This is a genomic window from Halorarum halophilum (genome assembly GCF_013401515.1).
GTDB classification, from domain to species: domain Archaea; phylum Halobacteriota; class Halobacteria; order Halobacteriales; family Haloferacaceae; genus Halorarum; species Halorarum halophilum.
Window position 1 is genome coordinate 105264 of sequence record NZ_CP058531.1, and the last position, 24844, is coordinate 130107.

The 24844-nt window shown below is 61.2% G+C and carries 26 protein-coding genes and 2 pseudogenes; 9 read left to right on the forward strand and 19 right to left on the reverse strand.

What is annotated here, in order from left to right:
- Positions 1-658: 658 nt before the first annotated feature.
- From HUG10_RS20035 to HUG10_RS20050, 4 genes are all read right to left on the reverse strand, one after another.
- Complete coding sequence (locus tag HUG10_RS20035; RefSeq protein WP_179171475.1) at positions 659-802, reverse strand: hypothetical protein; 144 nt, start codon at positions 800-802, stop codon at positions 659-661.
- 73 nt (positions 803-875) lie between these two features.
- On the reverse strand, positions 876-2066 hold the full coding sequence (locus HUG10_RS20040; protein WP_246310441.1) for an NADH dehydrogenase subunit: 1191 nt from the start codon (positions 2064-2066) through the stop codon (positions 876-878).
- A 120-nt stretch (positions 2067-2186) separates the two neighbouring features.
- Positions 2187-2423 carry a ferredoxin gene (locus HUG10_RS20045; RefSeq protein ID WP_394355006.1) on the reverse strand — a complete coding sequence of 79 codons (237 nt, stop codon included), beginning with the start codon at positions 2421-2423 and terminating at the stop codon, positions 2187-2189.
- Positions 2424-3132: 709 nt separating this feature from the next.
- Positions 3133-3561: a hypothetical protein gene (locus HUG10_RS20050; protein WP_179171477.1), complete on the reverse strand. Its 429-nt coding sequence runs from the start codon at positions 3559-3561 to the stop codon at positions 3133-3135.
- 255 nt (positions 3562-3816) lie between these two features.
- On the opposite strand from HUG10_RS20050, the gene HUG10_RS20055 reads away from it, so the two are divergent.
- Positions 3817-4218, forward strand: coding sequence for a hypothetical protein (locus HUG10_RS20055; RefSeq protein ID WP_179171478.1), 402 nt, complete (start codon positions 3817-3819; stop codon positions 4216-4218).
- 78 nt (positions 4219-4296) lie between these two features.
- On the opposite strand, the gene HUG10_RS20060 is transcribed toward HUG10_RS20055, so the two are convergent.
- On the reverse strand, positions 4297-5454 hold the full coding sequence (locus HUG10_RS20060) for an ABC transporter ATP-binding protein (protein ID WP_179171479.1): 1158 nt from the start codon (positions 5452-5454) through the stop codon (positions 4297-4299).
- 269 nt (positions 5455-5723) lie between these two features.
- On the opposite strand from HUG10_RS20060, the gene HUG10_RS20065 reads away from it, so the two are divergent.
- Positions 5724-5966 carry a hypothetical protein gene (locus HUG10_RS20065; protein ID WP_179171480.1) on the forward strand — a complete coding sequence of 81 codons (243 nt, stop codon included), beginning with the start codon at positions 5724-5726 and terminating at the stop codon, positions 5964-5966.
- A 31-nt stretch (positions 5967-5997) separates the two neighbouring features.
- Here HUG10_RS20065 and HUG10_RS20070 read toward each other — a convergent pair whose 3' ends face one another.
- The 4 genes from HUG10_RS20070 to HUG10_RS20085 form a co-directional block, all read right to left on the reverse strand.
- Positions 5998-6141 carry a hypothetical protein gene (locus HUG10_RS20070; RefSeq protein WP_179171481.1) on the reverse strand — a complete coding sequence of 48 codons (144 nt, stop codon included), beginning with the start codon at positions 6139-6141 and terminating at the stop codon, positions 5998-6000.
- A gap of 91 nt (positions 6142-6232) precedes the next feature.
- Positions 6233-7210: an aldo/keto reductase gene (locus HUG10_RS20075; RefSeq protein ID WP_179171482.1), complete on the reverse strand. Its 978-nt coding sequence runs from the start codon at positions 7208-7210 to the stop codon at positions 6233-6235.
- A gap of 176 nt (positions 7211-7386) precedes the next feature.
- Positions 7387-8292 carry a carbohydrate ABC transporter permease gene (locus tag HUG10_RS20080; protein WP_179171483.1) on the reverse strand — a complete coding sequence of 302 codons (906 nt, stop codon included), beginning with the start codon at positions 8290-8292 and terminating at the stop codon, positions 7387-7389.
- The gene (locus HUG10_RS20085; RefSeq protein WP_179171484.1) at positions 8289-9272 is read right to left on the reverse strand and encodes a carbohydrate ABC transporter permease; all 984 of its coding nucleotides are present in this window, start codon (positions 9270-9272) and stop codon (positions 8289-8291) included. The genes HUG10_RS20080 and HUG10_RS20085 overlap by 4 nt, the downstream gene beginning before the upstream one ends.
- A 334-nt stretch (positions 9273-9606) precedes the next feature.
- Here HUG10_RS20085 and HUG10_RS20090 point away from each other — a divergent pair, with 334 nt between their 5' ends.
- Together HUG10_RS20090 and HUG10_RS20095 are read left to right on the forward strand one after the other, a co-directional pair.
- Positions 9607-10785 (forward strand): enolase C-terminal domain-like protein, encoded by a 1179-nt coding sequence (locus tag HUG10_RS20090; RefSeq protein WP_179171485.1) that lies wholly within the window; start codon positions 9607-9609, stop codon positions 10783-10785.
- A gap of 383 nt (positions 10786-11168) precedes the next feature.
- Positions 11169-12551: an ABC transporter substrate-binding protein gene (locus HUG10_RS20095; RefSeq protein ID WP_179171486.1), complete on the forward strand. Its 1383-nt coding sequence runs from the start codon at positions 11169-11171 to the stop codon at positions 12549-12551.
- Between the two features lie 21 nt (positions 12552-12572).
- Here the strand turns inward: HUG10_RS20095 and HUG10_RS20100 are convergent, their stop codons facing one another.
- From HUG10_RS20100 to HUG10_RS22240, 5 genes are all read right to left on the reverse strand, one after another.
- The gene (locus HUG10_RS20100; RefSeq protein ID WP_179171487.1) at positions 12573-13712 is read right to left on the reverse strand and encodes an MFS transporter; all 1140 of its coding nucleotides are present in this window, start codon (positions 13710-13712) and stop codon (positions 12573-12575) included.
- Between the two features lie 339 nt (positions 13713-14051).
- Complete coding sequence (locus HUG10_RS20105) at positions 14052-14585, reverse strand: Rieske (2Fe-2S) protein (protein WP_179171488.1); 534 nt, start codon at positions 14583-14585, stop codon at positions 14052-14054.
- A 4-nt stretch (positions 14586-14589) separates the two neighbouring features.
- A complete protein-coding gene (locus HUG10_RS20110; RefSeq protein WP_179171489.1) occupies positions 14590-15684 on the reverse strand; it encodes an amidohydrolase family protein in 1095 nt (364 codons plus the stop codon).
- Positions 15685-15816: 132 nt separating this feature from the next.
- Entirely contained in the window at positions 15817-16623 is an 807-nt protein-coding gene (locus HUG10_RS20115) for an IclR family transcriptional regulator (protein ID WP_179171490.1), read from the reverse strand.
- Positions 16624-16980: 357 nt separating this feature from the next.
- The gene (locus tag HUG10_RS22240; protein ID WP_394355009.1) at positions 16981-17232 is read right to left on the reverse strand and encodes a hypothetical protein; all 252 of its coding nucleotides are present in this window, start codon (positions 17230-17232) and stop codon (positions 16981-16983) included.
- A 166-nt stretch (positions 17233-17398) separates the two neighbouring features.
- On the opposite strand from HUG10_RS22240, the pseudogene HUG10_RS21920 reads away from it, so the two are divergent.
- Positions 17399-17545: pseudogene (locus HUG10_RS21920) on the forward strand (IS6 family transposase); the annotation flags it as partial.
- 84 nt (positions 17546-17629) lie between these two features.
- On the opposite strand, the gene HUG10_RS20125 reads toward HUG10_RS21920, so the two are convergent.
- Entirely contained in the window at positions 17630-17941 is a 312-nt protein-coding gene (locus tag HUG10_RS20125; protein ID WP_246310443.1) for an IclR family transcriptional regulator domain-containing protein, read from the reverse strand.
- 3 nt (positions 17942-17944) lie between these two features.
- On the opposite strand from HUG10_RS20125, the gene HUG10_RS20130 reads away from it, so the two are divergent.
- Together HUG10_RS20130 and HUG10_RS20135 are read left to right on the forward strand one after the other, a co-directional pair.
- Positions 17945-18385, forward strand: a complete 441-nt coding sequence (locus HUG10_RS20130; RefSeq protein ID WP_246310445.1) for an amidohydrolase family protein — start codon at positions 17945-17947, stop codon at positions 18383-18385.
- A 9-nt stretch (positions 18386-18394) separates the two neighbouring features.
- The gene (locus HUG10_RS20135; protein ID WP_179171494.1) at positions 18395-18772 is read left to right on the forward strand and encodes a Rieske (2Fe-2S) protein; all 378 of its coding nucleotides are present in this window, start codon (positions 18395-18397) and stop codon (positions 18770-18772) included.
- Between the two features lie 285 nt (positions 18773-19057).
- Here the strand turns inward: HUG10_RS20135 and HUG10_RS20140 are convergent.
- From HUG10_RS20140 to HUG10_RS22125, 4 genes and pseudogenes are all read right to left on the reverse strand, one after another.
- Positions 19058-20034 (reverse strand): annotated as a pseudogene (locus HUG10_RS20140) (Gfo/Idh/MocA family protein).
- A gap of 217 nt (positions 20035-20251) precedes the next feature.
- Positions 20252-21172, reverse strand: a complete 921-nt coding sequence (locus HUG10_RS20145; protein ID WP_179171495.1) for a transcription initiation factor IIB — start codon at positions 21170-21172, stop codon at positions 20252-20254.
- A gap of 1084 nt (positions 21173-22256) precedes the next feature.
- Positions 22257-22472, reverse strand: coding sequence for a HalOD1 output domain-containing protein (locus HUG10_RS20150; RefSeq protein WP_246310449.1), 216 nt, complete (start codon positions 22470-22472; stop codon positions 22257-22259).
- Between the two features lie 387 nt (positions 22473-22859).
- The gene (locus HUG10_RS22125; RefSeq protein ID WP_321169547.1) at positions 22860-23132 is read right to left on the reverse strand and encodes an SWIM zinc finger family protein; all 273 of its coding nucleotides are present in this window, start codon (positions 23130-23132) and stop codon (positions 22860-22862) included.
- A gap of 585 nt (positions 23133-23717) precedes the next feature.
- Between HUG10_RS22125 and HUG10_RS20160 the strand changes: the two genes are divergently transcribed.
- The gene (locus tag HUG10_RS20160; protein WP_179171496.1) at positions 23718-23987 is read left to right on the forward strand and encodes a hypothetical protein; all 270 of its coding nucleotides are present in this window, start codon (positions 23718-23720) and stop codon (positions 23985-23987) included.
- 254 nt (positions 23988-24241) lie between these two features.
- Positions 24242-24781 (forward strand): DoxX family protein, encoded by a 540-nt coding sequence (locus HUG10_RS20165; RefSeq protein WP_179171497.1) that lies wholly within the window; start codon positions 24242-24244, stop codon positions 24779-24781.
- The last annotated feature ends 63 nt before the right edge of the window (positions 24782-24844 follow it).

The following is a 24844-nucleotide window of genomic DNA, read 5'->3' on the forward strand; positions in this document are numbered from 1 at the left end:
ACGAGTGGATTACAATCATATCGGAGTAAAGCGATGATAGGTATCACCATGCATGACCCCTGATACCCCCTCGCAATCCAGGGAGATGCCCGCACGATTCGGTTATCGCGGCGAGGCCGAACGCTCCGTCGGAGGAGGAAACCGGCGCAGTCAAGTCCTCCGTGCACCGCAATTCCCCGGCGTTCGACCGTAATCGCTCGAGGAAGGAACCTTGTGAAGACCTAGTTTGCCGTCGGACCGCGAAGGAGTCGATCGCCGGTCCCTGTGAGACTCAGGAAGGGGCGACGTGGCCCGACGACTGTATCAGTTATCTCCCATGACTGGGATGACGAGGCGGTCGGATCCGAGGAGCATTGCCTGAGTGATGCTCCCGGACAGCGCCCTCCCGACCGGGGAGCGCTTCCGACCACCGCCGACGAGAATCGCGCGTCGGATTCGTCGACGGCGGCGAGTATCTCCTCGGTCGGGTCTCCTACGCGACCTGCCGATCGGACGTCGGCGCTCCGCTCGAGCGTTCGCGACGCAACGTCAGCCGCGATATCCGCGGCGTCGTCTACCGCCAGTCGACATAATACCCGTTTTCGTCGGCGATGCCGCCGTACTCGAAGATTGGCAACCCCGATTGATCCGAACTGACCTACGAGCGGTCCTCGGTCAACTACTCGAGGAGCGCGTCGTAGTACTCCTGGCGCAGCACGTGAAGTACGACGAGTTCGTCGTCGAACGCGCTCGCGAGGTTGTTGCCGACGGTCACCGCATCGTCGCTCTCATGCTCTCCGCCCGTCACGACTGGCATCGCCATGCGCGGTACTCCACCTCGCCCGTCATATACGTTCGCCCATCACCGGGGGCAGTGGGCGAACTGGGATCCCCGGTCAGCGCCGTTCGATGACGACGTGCGTCTCGGTGAGGTCGACCACTTCGCCGTCGATCGACGCGTGTTGGGCGTTGCTTAACCCCTCCGGGTCAGGCGCGGCGATGACGTCCCCGACCAACACCCGCTGGCCGGTCTCGACCGTCGGCTGACTCGGGCGAACGAACCCCTCGTAGGCGGCGTTCGTCAACAACGGAATTCGGACCATGTCGGGGTGGATCGCCGTCGGTTCTGTCTCGTGCCCGCCGCCCTCCCAGTCGTACGCGTCGAGGACGTCGATGTAGCCGCCGTCCTGCACCCCGTCGGTGGCAATGTCCCGATCCAAGACCAATACGGCGTTGGTCCGCTTGCGGACGCCGAACGCCGCCGGCCGTTCGTGTATCTCGTAGCACCAGCCCGGCCCGCCGTCGGCGAGAACGCGGTCGTCGCCGACTTCGCCGCTGTCCAAACCGGCGGCCTCAAGGAGAACTGTGGCGGGCGTCCCTATGGGGACGTCGAGACAGCGGTGTCGGGGAAGTTCTCCGTCGACGTGGACGAACTTCCGGGTGACCGGTGTCTCCCGTCTGATAGCCTGCAAGGCGTTGTAGAGCGACTCTGTGTTGTGGACAATCCAGCCGTGGTCGGTCGGAAGATCGTCGCCGATCTGCACCCCGGCGCACACCATGAGCAGCACCGACTCCTCGCTGTAGGTGTAGACGTTCGGCGTGTAGACGAGGACCACGCCGCGCTCAGTCGTCGCGTCCACCGGCAAGTCGGCCGCCTCGTAGACGGTCGGTTCGAGCGCCGACTCGAGTTCGTCGGTCCAGACGCCGCGGTAGCGCTCTTTCGTGCCGACCACGATGACGTCGAACACGTCGTTGAGGAGGGCCTCGAAGAACGACGCGAACTCCGCCGCGCGGTTTCGGGCGAGCCACTTGTCGGCGTAGTAGTTGGGTTCGCTCTCCTGGTGGTTCACCAGAAGGTATGAGACGTCCTCGGGGGACTGCCACTTCACGTAGGACGGGAATCCCGCGCCACCCGCGCCTGCGACGCCCGCCGACTGGAGCGCGTCGGCAATGGTCGCCGGATCTATCTCTCCGAAGGCTACCGTATCGTCCATGGTCAACCCTACCGCGCCCCCGGACCTAATAAGTGATCGGCTCGACGCCTGCCGGGACGGTGAGGACTCCGCAGAGGGCCGTCGTCCGTCCACCACGTTCGGACGGACGATCCGCCGCAGACGAGCGTCTCGAGCGCGCTCGGACGGTGGTTTCGGTCCGGACGGGAGTGCCGACGGTGCTCGGTGTATCGCGCACCGGTCATCGGCGAGAACTCACGGGACGATTTGTTCCCCGTCGTCGTAGATTACGATCGCGTCTGCCGGGCAGGATTCGGCGGCCGCTATGGCCTCCTCGACGGCGTCCGACGGGATCTCGCGGACGAACACGTCGTCGTCCCGCTGGTCGCTGTTCGCGAGGTCCGCTTTCCCCTCGGGGAGGTTCATCGTGAACTCGTCCCATTTCTGGACGCACTGAAACCAGCCTCCGCAGGCCATGTAGTCGTACTCCATGCGCATACGAGAGGCGAATCGCATCACGGACGTATTATAGTTGGCGGTGCCCGCGCGTGACCCGCCCGTCGGCTCACGCGAATCCGGACATCGCCTCCACGGATTCGCCCATGATCGACCTGACCTCGTCGTCGTCGAACATGGCCGTTCGCGGTCAGCGGGTGGAAGAGTTCCGCGGGCGTGTCGAAGTCGGGGTGCGGGTGGTCGGTCGCGAACAGGACCGTGTCCGACCCGCCGGCCATTTCGAAGGCGGCGGCGTGGTGACGGAGGTTCTCCGTGTGTCCGAGCGGCTGGATCGTGAAGTAGAACGACTCCCGAACGTACTCGCTATACAACCTGGTCAGGCCGGGGACGTTCTGCGAGTTCTGGAGGAGTGGTCGTCAAGGCGCCACATCATCCAGACCACCCACTCTACACCCGTCTCTTGGAGCACGAATGTGACGTCGGGGAACCGCTCCGGTACCCCCTGGACCACTTGAGTTCAGATACCATATCCCTTCGACGGGGAACATGAACAGGTGTCCGCAATGAACGTCTCGCTCCACTGCCGCTGGACTGGAAAGACGGACGTTGACGAACTGGTCCCGATGTGCATGAGCACGGGGAGTGTCCGGTCTTCGGCCACCTCGTAGATGGGGTCATATCAGTGGTGACCCGCGGGCGGAATGAGCACGGAGGGGGGGAACTGCACCGCGGCGGCCGCGTCCTCTCATCGATCTCCTCGACCGCCCTGGTGTGCGACGAGAACAACCGCCTTGAGCCGGTCGCTCGCGTCGTAGAAGGTGTCCGCCATCAACTCGTTGTACGCGCTCGTGAGCGCGACCGCCGTCTGGTCGTGATTGACGCTCGCCAGACCCAGGTTGATGCCGGGCGTGAGGACGGAGTAGTCGATGTCGAACTCGTTCTTGTACTCGAGTTTCACCGCCGGACCGTCGGGGCGCGAGTGGACGTTGTCGCTGCTCTCGATGCGCTCGCTTGCCATGATCTGTGCGAATCCTGGAGTGATCCACGTCGACGAGAAGATCGTTGTGGCGACGGCCGCCTTGCTATCCAGGTCGGCGATCACCGGGCGGACTCCCTCGTTGCGCACGTACGGGAGGAGGTCATCGATGACCCGCTCTCCAACGTGTAAATCCATATCGACGAGGGTGCAGTCGGCGTGCGAGAGCACCTGTTCAATGGCCTGCGTTCATACATGCGTCAGCGATTACCATTGTTCTTCTTAAAAGCGAGATCGGCGCGTTCGTCTCGCGTGCAGCGGCCGCCACCTTACGTGCGCGCCAACAGTCCGGGGATGCGTCGAGCAGGCGGATCGGTGCGTCGATACCGAAATTGGGGTGCGAACCCGTGCCAGGTGCGTAACAGTGATTTTCGAAGCCGCTGGAGTGACGGTATGGACGGCTTGAATCCGCAGCGTCGGGCGAACCTTCCGCCGGGATACGACGAGGAGGACCCGTACGAGGACCAGGATCTCGAATCGTACCCGGCGTGGTGGCGCCGGAACGTCGCCGAGTTTCGAGCCTACGGGCTCCGCCCGTATCGGCCAGCACGTTTCGAGGACGGAGCGTTCACGGCGGCAGTGGTCGGCGAACTCGAAGCCGAACTGGGCATCGAGGTCCGGCTACGCACGGTCGACCCTGGGGTCGATCGTGCGTGGGAGGTCTGGGTCAACGGTGCGTTCCTCGAACGCATAGACAAACGCCGAGACGGCGGGGGATACTCGGAGTTCGGGATGGAGAGCGAGGCGTTTCGCGAACTCGTCCGGTCGAGCGTGGACGTCGACGGGTCGCGGTGACCGTCGGCGGCGCGGCGTCGCGAGAAGTCGGCGTGAGGACGAAGATGCGTTGCCCGGACGGGGCGAGCGAGCGTCGGACTACTCGATCGCCTCGTAACCGACCGCGTCGCCGGTCCCGGCGTCGAAGAAGTAGAGTCGGTCGCGGTTGAGTTCCATCCCGACGATTTCGCCCTCCTCCAGGTCGTGGTCGGCGGAAACCGTGGCCCGGATCTCGCCGTCGTGCGTGGGGCCGTCGACGGTGGAGAGGATCCGATCCCCGATGCGCTCGACCAGCTGGAGGCGACCGGAGAAGTCACCCTGCCCATCCGGGAGCAAGCTTACCGCTTCAGGCCGAACGCCGACGACGACGTCGTCGGATCCCGGTTCCCGATCGAGATTCACGCTCAATCGGACTCGCTCGTCCCCCGCCGCCATGTCGACGGTATGTGTCGAACTGTCGTACTCGGCGTCGAGGAAGTTCATGCTCGGATTCCCGATGAACTGCGCGACGAACATGTTCTTCGGCTTGCTGTACATCTCCTCTGGGGTCCCGATCTGCTCGATCCGCCCGTCGTTCATCACCGCGATGCGGTCGCTCATCGTCATCGCCTCCTCCTGGTCGTGGGTGACGTATAGGGTCGGATTCTTCACGCGTTTGTGGACGCGCTGGATCTCCTTTCGAACTTCGACCTTGAGCTTGGCGTCTAGGTCTGACAGCGGCTCATCCATGAGGAACGCCGACGGATCCTGGACGATGGTCCTGGCCAGGGCGGCGCGCTGGCGCTGGCCGCCGCTTAGTTCCCCGGGGTACTTCTCGAGCATGTCCGGAATCTGCATGATCTCCGCTGCCTTCTTCGCTTCGTCGTACCGCTCCGCCTTGACGACTCCCCTGACCTTGAGCGGGTAAGCGATGTTGTCCTTGATCGTCATGTGGGGGTACAGGGCGATGTTCTGGAACATCATCGCTAGGTTCCGTTTGTTGGCCGGAACGTCGCTCACGTCCCGATTCCCGAAGAGGATGCGCCCACTCGTGGGCGTCTCGAGCCCAGCGACACACCGAAGGGTGGTGGTCTTCCCGCAACCGGAGGGGCCGACGAGCGAGACGAACTCGTTTTCCCCGATCTCGAAGTTGATGTCGTCGACCGCAACTTCGACACCCCCGATCACCTTGAACTCCTTTCGTAGGTTGTCGATGGTTACCGTCCACGAACCGCCGACGGAATCCTCGGCTGACGGTGAGCTACTTGTTGACGCCATACAGGGTCGAAGACAGGTTTACTAATAATTGTTCTGGTCGTTCAGCCCCCTCACGAACGCCAGAACGCCCGATCCGGACGCCTAGGAGGAACCCCGTCCACGTCGACACCGCTCGGGGATCAGGTCCACCGAGAACGCGTTCGCCGACGGTCAACCCCGACTACCGCTACAGTTAACCGGGCGAGCGTCGAGGCGGGTGCCATGCGGATCACCGAGATAGACGTCTTCGTCACCAACCAAGCACGAACTACGTTCTCGTCAAGCTCACAATGGCGGACGGCCTCGTCGGCTGGGGCGATGCAAGTCTCGGTCGGCGGTCCAAGGCGGTCGAAGCCGCGCTCGAACACCACGTGCTGCCGGAACTCGAGGGGTGCGACACGTCGAGAATCGAAGACATTTGGCAGTCGCTGTTTCGCCACACCTACTGGCGGGGTGGACCGGTGTCGTCGCTGAGTGGTTTCACGCCCGTCTCTACACGGATGGGTTCGACGCTAGTAACGTTCATCGGTTGACGTCGTCGGGACCCGGCAAACACCTGTATGCTCAGACGGACCGCGCATCACTGACCACGCGAGGCGGGTGCGTTTCCATGTCGAGGTAGGTGAAATCGAACCGATCATCGTCGCCGATGTGGTCGGCGATTGCGGTGCCGACCCGTCCGTGGGCGCCGATTATCAATACGTTCATGGCGCCCAAGCGCGTGGACCGCTTAGCTGTTCCGTCGGTGACCGCGCCGGGGCGTCGCTCGCAAGACAACCGACGAGTGCAACCGACGGACTCACTCGTGGCCCGTTATCTCGAGAGGCCGGTATGGTTCTTCGAGGTAGTCGATTTCGCTCGCGGCGAGCGATACTTCGACGGCCTCGACGGCCTCCTCGACGTGGCTGATGTCAGTTGCCCCGACGATGGGCGCGTCGACCCAGTCCTTGTGGAGAAGCCAGGCAAGCGCGATCTGCGCCATCGACGCACCCTTGTCGTCGGCGATCTCCTCGACGCGGGCGTTAATCTCCTTGCCGCCGCCCGAGAGGTAGAGCTCGGCCCGTTCCTTGTACAGGGGTTCCGTCCGCGCGCGCTTCGTAGCGTTCATCCGGGAGAGCGGACGGGTGAGAAATCCCTTGGCGAAGGGACTCCACGGGACGACGCCGATGCCCTCGTTTCGACAGAGCGGGAGCATCTCGCGTTCCTCCTCGCGGTAGGCCAGGTTGTAGTGGTTCTGCATCGTCGCGAACCGTTCGAGACCCAGCACATCGCTCGCATGCAGCGCGTCGGCGAACTGGTGGGCCCACATCGAACTGGCGCCGACGTACCGGACCCGCCCTCGCCGGACGCAGTCGTTGAGGGTCCGGAGCGTCTCCTCGATCGGCGTGTCGTAGTCCCACCGATGGATCTGGTAGAGGTCAACCGACTCAAGCCCCAACCGGTCGAGGCTGTTCGCCAGTTCCTGCTCGATCGCCTTGCGCGAGAGCCCCGAGGAGTTCTGGTTCCCGGGTTTCATCTCCCCGTTGACCTTGGTGGCGACGACGACGCGCTCGCGGTCGTACTCATCGAGAGCCATTCCGAGGATGGACTCGCTCTCGCCGGTCGAGTACACGTTCGCCGTGTCGAAGAACGTGATACCGAGGTCTATCGCCCGTTCGAGGATCTCGACACTCCCTGATGTGTCGACGCCCCACTCTCGTCCGCTTCCGAAGTTCGAACACCCGAGGCAGAGGCGACTCACTGTCATGCCGGTATTTCCAAGCGTCGTGTATTCCATGCGTTTGACCGCTCGCACCTGGGATATATCAATATGCAAGTAGACGGTCGGGTGATCAGTGACCTAAATGAGGGATGGGCGATCAGAAGCTGCTCCGGCGGAAGTTCGAGGGGCGTGTCGGTCGGCTCCAGACAGACCAAGTCCGAAAGCGGGCCGGTGAGCCGGGAGATGGCGGGTTATCCGACGCCGCCGGCGCGGAATCCGCGGAGGAGGTACTTCTGGAGGAAGTATACGAACAAGAACGACGGGATGACCGCCAGCGCGCTCGCGGCCATCAACTGCCCCCAGAGGACACGGTTCTGAACGATGAAGCTGAACATCCCGATGCTCAGAACCCAGTTCTCGTTGGAGGTCAGAAGAACCTGCGGGATCGTGAACGAGTTCCAGGCGACGGCGTACGAGAAGACCGCGATCGCTATCATCCCCGGCTTGGCCATCGGTAGCGCAATCTCGTAGAACGCCTGGAATCGAGACGCGCCGGCCATCTGCGCGGACTCCTCTAGAGAGATTGGTACCGTTTGGAAGAACTTCCACATCATCCAGATGGAGAAGGGGAGCGCAGTCGCCGTCTGCGCTAGGATCAGCCCGCCCAGGCTATTGACCCACCCCAGCTGGCGCCAGAAGATGAACATGGGAATCGCGAGTAGGATCGCCGGGAACATGTACCCGAACAGGATGACTCGGGCGAACAGCTGCTTTCGCGGGATATTGATCCGGGTGAGCCCGTACCCGGCGAGCGTCGCCGTGAACGTCGTGAGCAGCACGACGCCGCCCGCGAAGATTAGGGTATTGACGTACCAACGGACGTAGCCGGTTTCGAATAGGATATTCTCCATGTGCTCGAAGCTGATTGGGTTCGGCAGGAGCGGGGAGGGGAGCGCGAACACCTGGGCGTTCGTCCGGAACGCGGTGCTGAACATCCAAGCTAGTGGGGCCAGGATGATGAACATGGTGAGCGCGGTGAAGAAGGTATACAGGCCCTCGACGATGCGCTTTCGCATCGGGTAAGAGAGCCGCCCCCAGCCCGGAATGTTGTCCCCGTCGAGTCGGACGTGTAGCTGTTTCGACTTCCGGTTGCTCATTCGACGCGCACCTCCTTCGAGGGTTCGAAGGCGTAGAAGTAGATCATCGCAGCGACGATGAGCATGACAAACAGCAGCGTCGATATCGCGGCCGCCTTCCCAAGTTTCAGGCTCGTGAAGGCCGTCTCGTACGCCCAGATGGGAACGGTTGTCGTCTTGTTGAGTGGCCCGCCCTGGGTTAGGATGTAGATGATGTCGAACTTGTTAAACATCCAGACGCTCCGGAGCAACAGCACGATGAAGATGACTCCCTTCAGGTTGGGGAGCGTAATGTCGCGGAACTTCTCATAGGGAGTCGCACCCATCACTTCAGCTGCCTCGTAGAAACCGTCCGGGATGCTCTGTAGTCGAGCGAGCACCATGATCGTCACGAATATCGACAGCTTCCAACTGTCGGTAACGATCACTGCGAGCATCGCATAGTCGGGGCTTCCGTAGAACGGGATGAACTTGTCGACGAGACCGAGGCTGACGAGAACTTGGTTAATTATCCCGAACTGGCTGTTCGCCATCCACAGGGAGATGAACCCTAGCACCGCGGTCGGGATGAGGTAAGGAAGCATCGCGACGGCGCGGACGACCTTTTCGAACCGGAACGTGCGGTTCAGGAGGAACGCGAGCGCTATCCCGTAAGATAGTTGGAGCGCGACCGACCCGCCGGCGAACACGACCGACCGCCAGAGGACGACATAGAACTCGGGGTCGGTGAGGATGTCGACGTAGTTCGCAATTCCGATGAACGTCCAGTCGGGCGAGAACGCCGAAATGGCGAAGAATGACCCCGAGACGGCCCAGAGGATCGGGAGGACGTTGATGAGCGTGAACAGGATCAATGCCGGGAGGATCGTCAGGAGGGCCAGGTTCCGCTCCTTCGAGAGTATCTCGAAGAGCCAGTCTCGGTACCGTCGGATGGCCGTCTGCTTGCGGTCTTGTCCGAAGGGGAACTCGTCGTCCCCAGAGATGGGGTTATCTGTCGCCATGCAACCCTTTCATCCGCTCTGTCTCGGGAGCGATGTCCGACGCTTGTGGACTCATCCTGGGCGAGGGACGGTAACCTGTTCCGGCCACGCCATGTGTCTTCGACATATGATAACGAACCTCAGTACTGGTATCAGAATATGGGGTGTTAAAGGTTTCTCAAGCAACCGTAGCCTCGGCGGCGGCAGGCGGCCATGAGTCGAGGCACCATCGTCGGGATGACCGTCGACGACGACGTGCCGGCTCGTGTGCGGACCTCTCTGACCAGTTCGCGCACTGTCGTCCCCGTCCGGTTCGCGAGAGGGTTTATGACCTCCGAGAGGAATCACTCCAGCGATGACACCGTCGATTACGGCCATCGAGTGCGTCAAGTTCAGCTACCCGATCGAGAACATGCGGTCGATTGGGAGCAGCGGCGGAGCGGTTTACGACCCTGGACACGTCACAGAGCGACCGGTGTTCGCCATCCGGATCGAATCCGACCTCGGTGTGACCGGCGAGTACATCGCCTCGAACACGCCGCCGGACCACCTCCTCGCCCAGGTCGGGATGGTGGCGGGCGACCTCCTTGGAGAGAACCCGCTACGGATCGAGCGAATATGGGGAACGTTGAACCAATCGCTCAGGAAGTACGACAAGATGGGCCACGGGCCAATTGACATCGCGCTGTGGGACCTCGCCGGCAAGTACCGCGACGCGCCCGTCCACGAGCTGCTCGGGTCCTACCGGACCAGACTTCCCACATACGCCTCGACGCACCACGGTGACACCAACGGTGGCCTCGATTCTCCGGAGGCGTATGCCGACTTCGCCGAGGAGTGTCTGGACATGGGCTATCCGGCGTTCAAGATCCACGGCTGGTCGGGCGACGACGTGGACATCGATCGCGAGATCGAGACCGTCCTCACGGTGGACAAGCGCGTGGGCGATGAGATGGACTTGATGCTCGACCCCGGATGTTCCTACCGGACGTTCGCAGACGCGATCAAGGTCGGACGTGCGTGCGATAAGGCGGAGTTCTTCTGGTATGAAGACCCCTACAGCGACGGTGGACTCTCCCAGCACTCCCACCACAAGCTCCGCGAATTGATCGACACGCCGCTGTTGCAGTGTGAGCACGTGCGCGGATTGCAGATACACACGGACTTCATCGCGAACGGGGCGACCGACTTCGTTCGCGCGGACCCCGAGTACGACGGCGGCATCACGGGCGCAATGAAAATCGCGCGGATCGCCGAGGGATTCGGGCTTGACGTTGAGTACCACGCGCCCTGTCCGGCGCGGCGCCACTGCATGGCCGCCACCAGGAACACGAATTACTATGAGATGGCACTGGTGCACCCGGACACGCCGTGCACCCGTCACGTCCCGGCGTACAAGGGAGATTACGCCGACCTCCTCGACTCCATCGACAACGACGGGACGGTCCCCGTTCCCGACGGTCCCGGCCTCGGCGTCGAGATCGACTGGTCGTACGTCGAATCGAACGAGGTCGACCGGTGGGTTTACCGGTGATATACCCGCGCCCGCTTCTCGTCTCGTAGGGGGACAACGCGTCGAAATCGACATCCGGGAGGGTTGACGGATCCGGACTGTCAGGGTGGCGGCCTCGAGCCAACTGCGTGTAGCGCCCCGACGAGACGGCCTCGGAGCGACCGTTTTAAGTCCGGATGTGCGCGCGAACATCCCAACCCATGCGTTGGGAGTCCTCAGCAGTTTGCCGTTTGCCGGCGACCCGACTGGGGCGGCGTCACGTTGCAGGGTGCCCCAGGCCGGTTCTCCTCCGGGGGGAACAGTCAGGTTGGAATCAGGTAACCAAAAATACAAAACTATAAATATGTACATTGAGAGCATTTGGCATGGTTCGAGAGAGTCGTAACCATTCCACTAGGAGAGGTATGATTAAGGTCGTCGGAGCGGGTTCATTTGTTGGACTCGCCGGGTGTACGAGTAGCAGAGCCGGAGACGGCGGCTCCGGCGGAACGGTGGGCGGCGGCGGCGACAGCAAGTGGGGCGACTTCAGCGGGGAGACGCTCCACTTCGTCACCGGCGAGTCCGACGACGCCTCCCAGGAGTTCTGGGACAGGGTGACCCAGGACTTCGCGGCGGAAACGGGCGCCGACATCAAGGTGGAGTACACGGGATTTGGCTCCGCCCAGATCCAGCGCATCGCGCAGCTGGTCCAAGCCGGTGAGGCGCCTACCGTCAACCAAACCGCCTTCCATCAGGTGGCGACGTTCGTCGAAAACGACATCCTCGTTCCGCTGACGGACGTGATGGACGACCAGGTCGCCCCGGCGATCGGCAATCCGAACGACGCGAGCCGGTTCGAGTTTGAGGGGGACCTGTACCAGATTCCGTTCTGGAACAACGTCGGGGATTTCTTCTACCGGGAAGACCTGGCCGATGAGGTCGGGATGGGCGCGCCCGACACGTGGGACAAGGTGCTCGAGTACGCAGAGAAGGTCGACGGGATTCGGCCGGGGCTCAACGGCTCGTACGTCGCCGCCGGGCAAGGTGCCCACGCCGTGGCCCAGCTCGCGAGTTGGCTGTACAACAACGATGGTCGGATCGTCGAGCGCGATTCGAGCGGAGACCTCAGGATCGCCATCCAGGACGGGAAAATGCGCGACCGCTTCGTAGAGACCCTCGAGTTCCAGCGCGACCTGCATGAGTTCTCGCCGGAGGCGAGCGACTCCACTTGGGACACGCTCGCCAGTTCCATGGCGCAGAATACCGCGGCATGCCAGTGGTACGTCGGGTTCCGCCCGCCGGTCCGGTCGTTCCGGGCCGAACAGGACTTCGCGGAGCACGTGCGGTGCCTACAGCATCCGACGTCGCCGGCGGGCTCGAGAACTGGGCGCGGCGGCGCCGACGGGCTCTCCGTGTTCAGAAACTCCAACGAGGAGATGGGCAAGCAGTTCATAGCGTTCATGATGCGGCCGAAGTACTTGCTCGACCTGTACATGTCCATCGCACCGGTGCACAACATCCCGGCGTACCCCGACTTCCAGCAAAGCGACGACTATCAGGAGGCGCTCAAGGATCTGCCATACAACCAGGAGGACATCGCCGAGTACCAAGAGCGGGTCGCGAACGATTGGATATCGTACCCCGCGGAGACGGAACCGCCGAACCCCTACATCGGGGCGGTCTTCGAACGCTCTCCCCTGTGGGACATGCAGACCGAGGTGCTCGTCAACGACACCGACATCGACGTGGCCATCGACCAGTACGCCCCGAAGATGCAGGCAAACCTGGACGAGACCGCCGGCCAGTAATTCGGCGAGCGCTTCCCCCTTTTACGACGGTCGCCGGGTTCCCTGCGAGTCGGCAGGGAGTAACACGTAACAGCCAGTTGCGACGACGATGACGACCGCCAGGAAGACGAAGGCAGCGTCGAAGTAGTCCGCATCGGCGAACGCGCCGACGACGACGGACCCCGTCGCGCTTACCGCCATAATGATGCTCCGCAATAGCCCGTAGCCGGCCCCCTGGATGTCGTCCGGAAGGCTACCCACGAGGAACGCATTGTTAACGGGGCCGGCACCGGCCCGGGTGCCCAGGACAATCACGAGAACCGCGAGCCACTCGACCGTGTTAACGAACGGGAGCGCGGTGAGGGCCAGCACGTGGACGGTTGTGAGCGCGACGAGGAGCCCGCGCTCGCCGAACGAGTCGGAGAGGTACCCGGCGAACGGTTGCACGACCGCTCCCGTCGCGAAAAACGCCCCGAACAACAACGCTGCGGTCGGCGGATCGAGACCTTTTATCGATACTAGATAAAGCGGAAAGAACGCCGTGAACCCTTGGTAGGTGAACGCCATCAACGCGCTCGCGAGACTGAGCAGCGCGATCGTCCGGTCGCGCAGTATTCGGGCGAGTCGCGAGGCGGTTTGACGCGGCGATAGACCGATCGCGGCTGTCGACGCCGCGGAGGCATGCGGGACCGTTCGCCAGATCGCATAGCACACGAGGAGGAACATGGGCAGGACGAACGAGACGCCGGAGCGCCAGCCGAACCGGACGGCGAGGATCCCGGCAACGAACGGGAGGACAGCGGCCCCGACGTTCCCCGCGGCGAAGGTGATCCCCATCACCGTACCGTCTTTGGTCGGGAAGGTCCTGGAGATGATCGTCACGCGTGGCGGAGCGAACAGCCCGGTGCCAAGGCCGAACGCGGCGCATGCGACGAAGAAGGCCGTTAGCGTCGGCGCGACCGCGAAGAGAGCGACGCCGACCGCGGCGATTCCCATACTCGCGAGGAGGATTCGTCGCTCGCCCGCCCGGTCGACCAGCACACCGGCCGGAAACTGCATGCCTGCGTACGTGAGCCACATTATCGTGACGGCGGCGCCGGCCGTGGTGTTCGAAATATCAAATTCGGCGGTGATCTGTGGCAGGAGGGTCGGGATCACGAGCCGCGTGCCGAGCGCGACCATCCACCCGGCGGCGACCGTGACGGCGATCCATGCGCGACCGTCCGCCGAGACGAAGGGCACAGCGACGGCGTCCCGCCAGGCGAGGGGTCGTGGTCGTGACATCAATGGGAGGATGGTACGCGTCGGTGGTGAATGCTCGATAGTGCGTCGGGGCGGAGGACATCGTACCCGTCCCGGCCGGTGGGAACGACGACCGCGAGTCGAACTTCCGGCCGGCGGTCGGCAGTCCCATGGTCCCCGGATCGGTCGGCCGAGGTCGACGGTGGCGGGGCGCGACGGTCAGCGGAGCGCTGTCGGTCGCCGACGGGCGTGCGCACCCAGGTCTGCCCGCTCGTACGCCTACACGTAGAGAACGACGACCTCCGCTTCGACTTCGACCTCGTACGTGTCGATGGGCGGTTGGTCGCCCATGAGTTCCGTCCCGTACTCGGCCTGCTGATCCGAGCCCTCCACGTCGGTCCCATCTTCATTGGCGGTCTCGTCCTCGCCGTCGTCGTCCGTCGGGGGCGTCTCGACTGCCACGTCGAACGTCGGCGTGGAGAGTTTATGTGGGTTGAAGACGGAATTTCCGGTCGCGATGTCGAACTTCCAGCCGTGCCACGGGCACTGGATGATCTCGCCTTCGCGGATGAGCTCGTACTCGCCGACCTCCGGCGCAATCGTTTCACAGGTGACTCGACCCTCGCACAGCGGCGCGAGTTGGTGCGGACACACGTTCGCGAGCGCGTAGAACTCGCCCTTGACGTTGAAGACGCCGATGGTGAGGTTCCCGACCTGGACGATCTTCTTCTTCCCCGGCGGGAGCTCCGACACCGGACACACCTCGTGTCGCGTCTTCCCCCCCGATCCAGCCGAATTGGTGTTCGTCGTCATGTGATTACAGCCCGTACAATTCCTGGGCGTTCTCGTGGTAGATGGCGTTCGAGAGACCCTCCGGAAGGGGCGGGAGACCGTGCGCGGGCGAGTCCCCGTCCCAGTGGGGGTAGTCGCTCGCGAACATCACCGTCTCCTCCGCGTGCATCATTTCGAAGATCTGGAGCAGGTGTTCGGACTTCTCCGGTTCCTCGATGGGCTGGGTCGTGAACCGGACGTTCCGCCGGACGTACTCACTCGGCGGGCGCTCGAGCCAGGGAGCTTGCTCCTTCAGCCCCTTCCAGTTCTTGTCCATGCGCCACAGGACGTGCGGCACCCAGCCGAACCCGCCCTCAATCATCACGAAGTTGAGATCTGGGAACTCGACGAAGACGCCCTCCAGAACCATGCTCACAAGCTGGCCCATGAAGTTGGCCGGGAGGACGGTGTGGCGCTCGAAGTATGAGTTCGGATACCCGGCACCAGACGGCGGGTTCGTGAACGCGCGCCCCTCCGGGCCGACGTGGATGGCGAAGGGGAGCCCCTCCTCCTCGGCGGCCTCGTAGATGGGCCAGTAGTTTCGCTGACCGAGCGGGATCCGGGTGGCACTGCCGGCGATGACCTGGGCCATCTGCGGGTGGTCGGCGAGGCGGTGGATCTCCTTGGCGGAGTGCTCGGGGTTCTGGGTGGCCACGGATATGGACCCGAGGAATCGGTCGTCGGCCGACAGCCAGTCGTCGATGAGCCAGTCGTTGTAGGCGCTCGTCAGTGCGCCGGCGTAGTACGTGTTCGGCAGGGTGGATGCGGCGAGGCTTGGGCCGCCGCCGGTGAGGATGGCGTAATCAATGTCGAACGGATCGAGCAACTGGTCCGCAACCTTCGCCGGATCTGAGCCCGGAGGGCCGCCGTCGTCCGGGTGGGCATCCTCCCGTGGGACGCCGATCGGACTCGACCAGTATCCCTTCGGGTAGAAGACGCCCTGGGACTGGAAGTTCTTCGGCAGGTACGGAATCAGGTCGTCTTCGTCGCGCAGGTATGGGTGAACGTCACAGTCGACGAGAGAAAGATTTCCATCGTCAGGATCCCTGGCTCGAGACCCAGATCGTGGTTGCTGGGACATCAACGAGAAGTCGGACGGTAGCGGTTATAAGTGTTTCCTGTGTCGCGATAGTTCACGTTCGTCGATATGATCGCCGAGCGTACCGGTGTGTTCGAGAGGGCGTCCAACGGTCCGAACCGCACCGCACGCCCGCTAGAGAACGCTCGAGTTCCCCATGTCTGTTCTCGAATCCCCCATGTCGGTTATCGACATCTCGATCTCGTTGACGGTGCGGAGCAATTGCTCCGAGAGCGTCGATTCGATCCGTTCGTCGGACATGGCGTGCTTCGAACCGGTCAGGGTCGCGGCCGCCACGACTCGGTCATTGACGATGATCGAGCGCCCGATCGACCGGACGCCGCTGACCGACTCGCCGTCGTTCAGCGAGTAGCCGTTCTCTCGAACCCGCTTCAACTCCGCGAAGAACTCCTCCCGATCGGTGATCGTGTTCTCAGTCAGCTTCGGAAGCCCGTGTCGGTCGAGAATCGCCGCAACCCGGTCGTCCGAGTACGACGCGACGATGGCCTTGCCGGCCGCCGAACAGTGCACCGGGAGTACCCGTCCGAGAACGTCGTTCCTCGACGGCGCACCTTCCCCCACGACGCGGCAGAGGACGATGGCGCGACCATTTTCCTCGGCCAGGAGCTGCACCATCGTCGAGGTCTCGCGAGCCAGGTGGGCGATGGCCTGCTCCCCCGGTCGGACGATAGCGTATCGGTTCCGCGCGGCCATCCCCAACTTGAGGAAAAGGAGGCCGACGTGGTACTCTGCGCCCTCCTGAACGACGTATCCGCGCCATCGGAGCGTCGCCAGGTGGTCGTGGACCGTACTCGGGGCGATGTCGAGTTGCGCCGCCACTTCGGCCACGGTCGCCCCGTCGAGACGGGTTAGCACCTCAAGGATGTTGAACGCCGTATCGGTAGTCTTTATCCGCCTTTTGGGGACGTCGTAGTTTGTCATGAAGAAACCTCTGAGGTGAACAATAATACGTGTTTCTATCTTATCAGTTGATACTTATTCAATGGTTTATTCTTTGGGATAAGCGAAGTCGAAATTTTCACCCGCATCTGAACAAATTTCTGCCAAGTCCTTCACGGGGTATCAGTTCAGCGGCGGCCACACCGCAGGTTCCGCCGACATCTCCAAATATTTCTCGGTAATGAATTCGGTATTAACGAATCCAAGGGCCGTTCAATCCGCCGCCCGGACGAGACGCGGACGCGTTCAGCCGCGGTTTACATTCCTACTCTTGTAATGAAAACGGGGATCATCTCCGGGTCGGTGGTCGTGTCCTCTGAGTCGCTTATCCGTCATCCTTCATGCATCGAAAATATGCCCGAACTCGTCGTGCTCCGCTTGCCGATCCGAGTGAAAGACGACCATGGAGATCGGCTTCTGGTTGATCGCCGGCCCCGTGATAGTCGTCCCCGGCAAGATGGCGCCCCGGTCGTACAGATCGAACTTGCGGCATTCGCCGGCTGCGAAATAGAACGCTTTGTAGGTTCCCACATGGGCCGCAGGGTTGCCGTCGCGCCGACTCTCGATCGCCGGTTTGTCCGTCTCGCCAATCGCGCGAACCTAGAGGAGGACGATTTCGGTTGGATCCTCCATCCGGTGCCCGTACCGTGATCGGTGGCCACGCGGCAACGTTAGGTCTATGACAGCATCGCCGACCGCTCGTGTGGTGGCCGTGACGTGTGCGCTGTTGTCGTTCATTCAATAAAATTCAGACGCTGAAATACGAGTTCATCGATTCCATAATTCGTGGGTGGGCGGTCGGCTGAACGTCCGCCACTGGCTTGCGCTGTTAGTCCATCAATCTAACGTCCAACGACCGTATCAAGCGCTCGATGGACGAACACCTGCTCAGGAGCATAAATAGATAGTACTCATATCAGACATGTCTTGAGCCGCTGTATATAGCGTTTACCATGACGTCCGTGTGGTTGTAATGCCCCCAGTGCCGTTACGAATAGAGCATCTCAAGCCGAATCTCACTCGTAACGCTCATCACCTGCTGCGGGAGCTCTTCATGAAAGAACTTCCAGCGCAGACGGTGAGCGGGACCGTCAACACTGATTGCACCGAATACTTCGCCATCGACGACATTCGCTGAACTTACTGATCGTGTGCCATTCAGTTGCTCTTCGTCGTTCTGCGCGTATCCTTGATTACGAATCTGCTCCGTAGCTCGCTCGCATACTGGCCACAGCACTCCCACATCGGCGATGAGATGATGACGTGGACCGAAGTCCTTGGCTTCGATTGGCCCATCCATGCCATGGTGAACGTAGGCAATATGATCATGCGAGGCGTGTTCGACAAGTGCCCTGACCTGAACGTCGTCCTTCAGGAGGCGGGCCACTGGTGGGTCCCGTTCATTCGGTATCGGATGGAGGAGTTCTACGAGATGCATCCTGATGATATCAAAATCACACCTCGAAAACACGGGACCAATGAGGACTACCTACAGCGGTCGCCCAGCGAGTCCCTTCGGGACAACGTCTACTTGTGTATACAACCCCTGTCGCTGCCACGTAACTCGGGTGAAGCGAGGAACATGCTCGAGATGAGCCTTGCCGACGAGATGTTCATCTACTCCAGCGACTGGCCGCATCAGACGCTAGACCCGCCCACGTGGTTCTACACGTCACGTGCATTCGACGACGAACTGCGTCAGTCGATCCTGTCGAAAAATGCCGAAGAAATCCTGCGTCTCTAAGGACCACAGATGAGCACAGAACACGAAATAGGAGACGACTACACGAAGGTCGCATCTTTCACAGATATCCCGCGTGGAAGCGGTATCGGCGTGAACGTGAACGGCATCGAGATTGCGGTCTTCAACGCGGACGGGGAGCTCCTTGCCATCTCGAACCGCTGTCCCCATCAGAATGCTCCGCTGTACAAGGCTGGGGACGAGAAAATCAACGCCGAACACACCTGGACGGACACTCGCGGAGGGGTGAACGAGGAGGAAGCCACCGTAAGTTGCCCGTGGCATCTCTGGGAAATGGACCTCGAAACAGGGAAACATGAAGTATCCGGGAAGTGCATTGGAACGTTCGATGTTGAAATCTCGGATGGCGATGTGTACGTCCAAGTCTGACCCTCTGAACGACCCCCGTCGTTCAACTCCCTGTTCGCGATGGGTACCCGGCGACTGATCTCAGCCTCCGGTTTACCATCAACGTGACCGTCGAGCCTGAGCTCGGGGACGTGTCCATGGGAAACGGAGTACTGGCGCATCTCGTAAAGACATAGCTGAAAAGTACAACCGGTGAACAATTATATATGACTAATCTATGGCTTTTATGCTCCACCATCGAGTATTTGATATTTAGAATCTCGGAAACACAGTCGTGTTTCTCCAGGCGGACTAGGGCGAATACGGCTACTTCATTGCGACTGGTGCCCCGCGGTCAGCACTCTCAGAGAGGGCGTCGATCACGCGCATGTTCGCGATCGCCTCGGCAATGTCCGTCCGTGGGGGATCACCTGTTTCGATACAACGGGTGAAGTGGTCTAGCTCCAGGCGGTAGTGGTCGACCAGATCGAATGTCTCCACCTTGTGTCGGCCGTTTAGCTGATACTCGAGCTCTGTCAGTTCGTCGACTGGCGTATCGAACGCGTCGGCGACCTCAAGCCACCCGTTCGAGCCTTCGACGCGATAGCGCTGGACCAGTGGCGTGTCGAATCTCGATTCGATCGTCGCCGTCGCTCCGTCGTCGTACTCGAGGATACCGGTGAATGCCGTGTCGACGCTAGTATCCAGTGGATCAGACATATGTGTCTAGACGCGATCCGGCTCGCCGAGGAACTGCCGTGCAGCCGAGACGGAGTAACACCCCACGTCCATCAGGCTTCCCCGGCGAGATCCGGATTAAGGCGGACGTTCTCCGGGTCGTCGTAGAGCGGGAACTTGAACGATGCAGTGACCGACCGAACGTCGTCGAGCGCCTCCTGTGCGAGTTCGATCGCGCGCTCGGTTCGAGGGTGGTACCGATACATGAACGCCTCCATGAGGGTGACGTCCCACTCCTCACAGTACGCGGCAACCTCGCGGGCATCGTCGGTATCGACCGCGAGCGGCTTCTCGCAGAGGACATCCAGTCCGGCGTCGGCCGCCTTCTTCGTCCATTCGGCGTGGAGTGCGTTTGGAACGGGGATGTGCACCACGTCGATCCCAGAGTCCGCTAGGAGAGCCTCGTAGTCCCCGTAGCTCCGGGGAACGGAGAACTCCTCGGCCAGCGCCGATGCCCGGTCCGCGTCACGCGAGGCGATCGCACCGAGTCGGTGCTCGCTCGCGCGACTCGCGGGCATCACCGACTTCCGGGCGATTCCTGCCGTCCCGAGAATGCCGAACTTCAGACTGGCGAGAGATGCGCACGCCCATAGAAGGGCCAGCGATTCCGCCTGGTGGGACACTCGACTCGCCGCTGCCGTCCTCTCGTTCTCGACCCTCTTTACCTTCTCATTTTCCTCCGTCGTGACTCCGTCCGCCTCCGATTTCGCTTCGGCCGGATGCGCGACGGTCGTCACTGGGTCTGGAGACTACGTAGGCGTCGACACCGAGAACACGGAATGGTCAGTCCACGAGTTCTCGATAGCGCTTTCGAATCGTGAGCGGCGTCACGTCAGCCACGTCAGCGAGTTCGGTCTGCGTAATCTGTTCACCGACTTCCTGCCCGGCCAAGTACACACAGGCCGCTGCGACCCCCTTCGGATTCCGCCCGTTCATAAGCCCCTCAGCGTCCGCACACTGGAGTAGGTCTCGGGCCCGACGTTCGATGTCGTCGGAGGCATCGACGGCGGACGTGAGTCGTGGAACGAACTCACGAGGACGACGTGGCCCTGCTTCAAGGCCAAGTTCCTGGTTCAGCACTCGATAGCCGAGCTTCACCTTCGACTCGTCGCACCGTGCCACCTCGGCAACCTCGCCGAGTGTTCGCGTGTAGCCATCACATCGACACGCCGCGTACAAGCATCCAGCAGCGATCGTTTCGATCGCCCGGCCACGGATCAGGTTCTCCTTCATCGCCTCCCGGTAGATTGCCGCGCTGCGTTCCGCCACTGATTTGGGAAGCTCAAGCGAGCTCGCCATTCGCCGGAGTTCCGAACAGGCGAGGGCGAGGTTCTGCTCTGCTGTCGACCGAAATCGGCCCCGATCGTGCTCGCGACGTAGCCGGCCGAGCTGTGCTCGCTTGCGCCCTGGTAGGATCGACCCCGTCCCGTCTCGTATTCGGCCAATTTCGGTTGAAAGACCGCGATCATGTCTTGCTGCGGTGAGCGGTGCGCCAACCCGGCTGGAATTGTCGTCATCATCGTCGAACGAACGCCACTCCGGCCCCCTGTCGAGCCGCTGCTCGGTGACGACGAGCCCACACTCGGTACACCGCCGCTCACCCGCGTCTGCAATGACGGTGCTACTGCACTCCGGACAGGTCGCGGAGAGCTGCTTATCGGACTGTTCGTCGAACCCGGTTTCGTAGACGTCTCTCAAAGCCATCGTTGATCATGCAGGGCCAGTCACGGCTGCCCCGCACCCTTCAGGGGCCAACAAAACCCATGGCGGGTGCTACATGCCCGTTCAGCCGTGGTCACGCATGTGGGAACGATCGACTAGCGAAGGCCACGTCGAACTCGCAATTCGCCTATCTACACCCTCACCCTCGAATCTACATGGTCATGGACGCTGTGTACACATTCCAGAGGACTAGGATAACTACGGCTGTAAACGATTCACTGATGGCGAATGACGGTGGCGGCGACGTGAGGGTGGTCAAAAGATGAGCTTCAGCCTGCGGGCAAACCCAACCAGTTGGCGTTTAGGTACGGAAGGGCTGAACGACCGCTCTGAGCGTCCAACTAAGTGAACCGTTGAGGGAATAGCATCGAGCACTTCTCAGATGAATCATCACAAGCATGCAGCAGGAGTGTTCACTGGTCAGCACATGGTGTCAATTCCACCGTACCGCTGTGTAGCTGTGCTCTGTTTCCTGTCACAGCGACCACCGTGAATATCGTACATCATTGTTAATAGCGTTTTCGTAATAACACCTTAGATGATTGCCCATCAATATCTGAGCATGGCGTCTGTCCGATTCAACGATGAACCCAGTGTTAGTGACAACTGGGATCGTGTTTTTCGAGCCCTTGCAGCGGAACCCCGCCGCCAAGTGATCGGCTCACTGGTAGACGCGCCAGCTGACCAGGCAATAATCCTCCCGGAGAGTGCGGAATCTGTCCACATCCAGAGCTCACCAGAGGACCTCCGGGTCGACCTGTATCATTCCCATCTGCCACTGTTAGCAGAGTTGGAGTTCGTCGACTGGGATACCGATCCGCTCGTTGCAGTCCGTGGCCCAAAATTCGGTGAAGTTGCCGCAGTGTTCCATGCAGTACACTCGTCCGTGAGCGACCTTCCCGATTCGTTAGTCGACGGGTGTCACCGGCTCGAGCAAGAACGATCAGCTGGGGCTGGCGGGTAACTCGCCCGACGAGTAGCGATCGGAGGGAATTTACGGAATTGGAGGTCTGTCAGTACATCGAATAGTTAGTCGACCGTACGACGAACCCTACCGGAGACGGGACTATACGGTGTCAAGTGACTCCGACCGTGCTTCGACTAAAATGGAGTCATGATCGTCGACGGTGACGAGAGAGTTGCTGTACTCGAACGAGACCTGACCAGACTGACGTGCCGTGTTCTTCTCCCAGGATTCAATAAGGTTGTCCAGTGCATCTGGGTCAAGCGTCTCGTACAGTGGCGGCAGTGACTCAGGGGAACAGTGTTCGGTTGCACTCACTACCTCGATGATGGCGATGCTGACAGATTCATCTGGACTGAGTTCGTATTCTTCGCCGAGAGAAGGTGAGGAAGTCGGATAAACAACCGGATTTCTGTGTTCGATTGATGATCACTGTGTAGGATGGAGTCGCAGGTCGACGGAACGACTGAGCGGAGACCGCCGTCAGGTTCTAGCGGTTGCTCGAACTGGTCCGTCATCTGTGTACCAGCCGGTGTTGAACCCAGCCCCATCGAGGAACTCCACTGCTCGTCCTATGAGGAATGTGAATTGGCGAAGCAACGCTGTGGCGGGTACGGTACTCCAGCCACCGTACTTGGCTTACGAGTTTGGGACGCGACAACGGCCAGAGAGAACGCAGTTCCAGCACGGGAAATCGTCGGTCAGTTAGTCGCACTCGCACGGGTACTCTTCGTCGGCTTCATCGCCGTCTTCGCGCTCACCTCGTGCACCAGCTGTCTGGGTGATGGCCTTCGCTGAGAGGTCCTCCTCCTCGGGGAGCGGTGGGTTCGACGTCCCTGAGCCGTCCGCGGCGAGCTGCGCGTGGATGGCCGTCTCGAGGACTGGCGGTCTGATCGCGACCGCGACGCGGTGTTTGCAGGCCCCCTCGGAGGCTGCGTCAGCGGGACAGTCGCAGTGGGCCGGAAGGCCGTCGCTCACGGTGACCCAATACTCGTGGTTCTCTGGGTCGGGGTGGCTTCCGTTCCGGACAAGGAGTGCGCTGCCGTGGAGCTCGAACTCGAATGCCTCATACTGCGCCCGTTTCAGGACGCGCGACGGTACCTCTAGTCGAGTAAGTGGATGTGTTGGCATGAACATCAGCAAGGGAGAGTGGCTCACCCCGCACCCCTCAGGGGTTGACAAACACGCTGTTCTGACGCTCCAGCAACTTTGTTGAGTTACGCGGACTCTACTCAGGACGGGTCAGAAACGCCCCTCAACCGGCAAATTGAAGATCGACAAGTATCGGGACAACGGGAAAAGCACGCAGGAACTCCTCTCCCTCATTACGGCGGAGGGGGATTTTAGATATACAATGTACAGCGAGCAGCTGACATATGTACGCTGCATTCCGCCTGGTACTCCCATATGCGACCGATAGACTCCCCACGTGAACCCTCGGTGTCACGACCCCGAGTTCGTTGGGAACGTACCCACGGAGAACTGCGCTCCCCTAGGTCCCCCGTCTCGCGACGAAAATACTTTCGACAACCTCATTTTCCCTTCATCTTATAGACCTACTAGATGAGCAATTACCAAACGGTACGGTTACGGAATGGCGCTGAAGTGAGCGTTGGAGATCACTTATTGGTTATGAAGGATATCCCATTGAGTGATTTCACTGAAGAACTGGATACGGGGACGACAATGAAGGTGGACCAGCTCACATTTGATGACGAGCGGTTTGAGACTGGCCTTGTCATCATTTGGACTGAAAATCACGGGTGGATTCACTGTGATCAGCTGGCGAACCTGATGGCTGAAGACCGCATTCTGGTCAGTGTGAATAGGTAAGACAGATCCTTCTCCTGGCCATTTTCCCTCAATTCATGCTCTTGGGAGCGTAGTGCACTCACCGATGGGACGAATCGAGACTTCCTGGTTTTTGATTTGAGTGAGGCGAGTGCCTCTCCACGTATTCGCAAGTGCCTCCTCAAGCAGTTGTTCCCTAAGGAAACCTGTATTCCGACTACTTTCTGATGAGCGGAGTGAAGTACATTTATACAAACTATCTGATTTTGGTTATCTATATAATTGCGTCCCAATAGGTGGAACTCCGGAGTACGGTCGGGGGATTCACGGCGAGCGGGCGGCTCCACACGCTGAGCGTCTGGTTCATCCTCGCGCTCAAGCTGATGATGGGGCTGGCGTTCTTCCAGAGCGGGCTCGACAAGGTGCTCTCTGGGAGCTTCAGCGCTGGTGCCTATCTGACGGGGGCCGCCCCGGCGAACGGGAGTCCGGCCGCGGACCTGTTCGTGGCGATGGGGAACACGCCGTGGGTCGTCGAGTTCGTGAACGTCGCCGTCCCGTGGGGCGAGATACTCATCGGGCTCGGGTTGATCTTCGGCGTCATGACGCGCTTCGCCGCGTTCTGTGGCGCCTTCATGATGCTCCTGTTCTATCTCGGGAACTGGGACATCTCGCATGGCTACATCAACGGGGACTTCGCGTACATGCTCGTCTTCCTCTCGGTCGCCGCGTTCGGCGCCGGGCGGATTCTCGGGTTCGATGCGTACATCGAGCAGTACGAGGTCGATGGGCGACCCCTCGTCGAGCGCTACCCCTGGCTGCGATACGTCCTCGAGTAATCCGGGTTCGTACTACTGGCAGACGAAACCTCGATTGGGCCGAGGCGAAGGCGACTTGTTCGA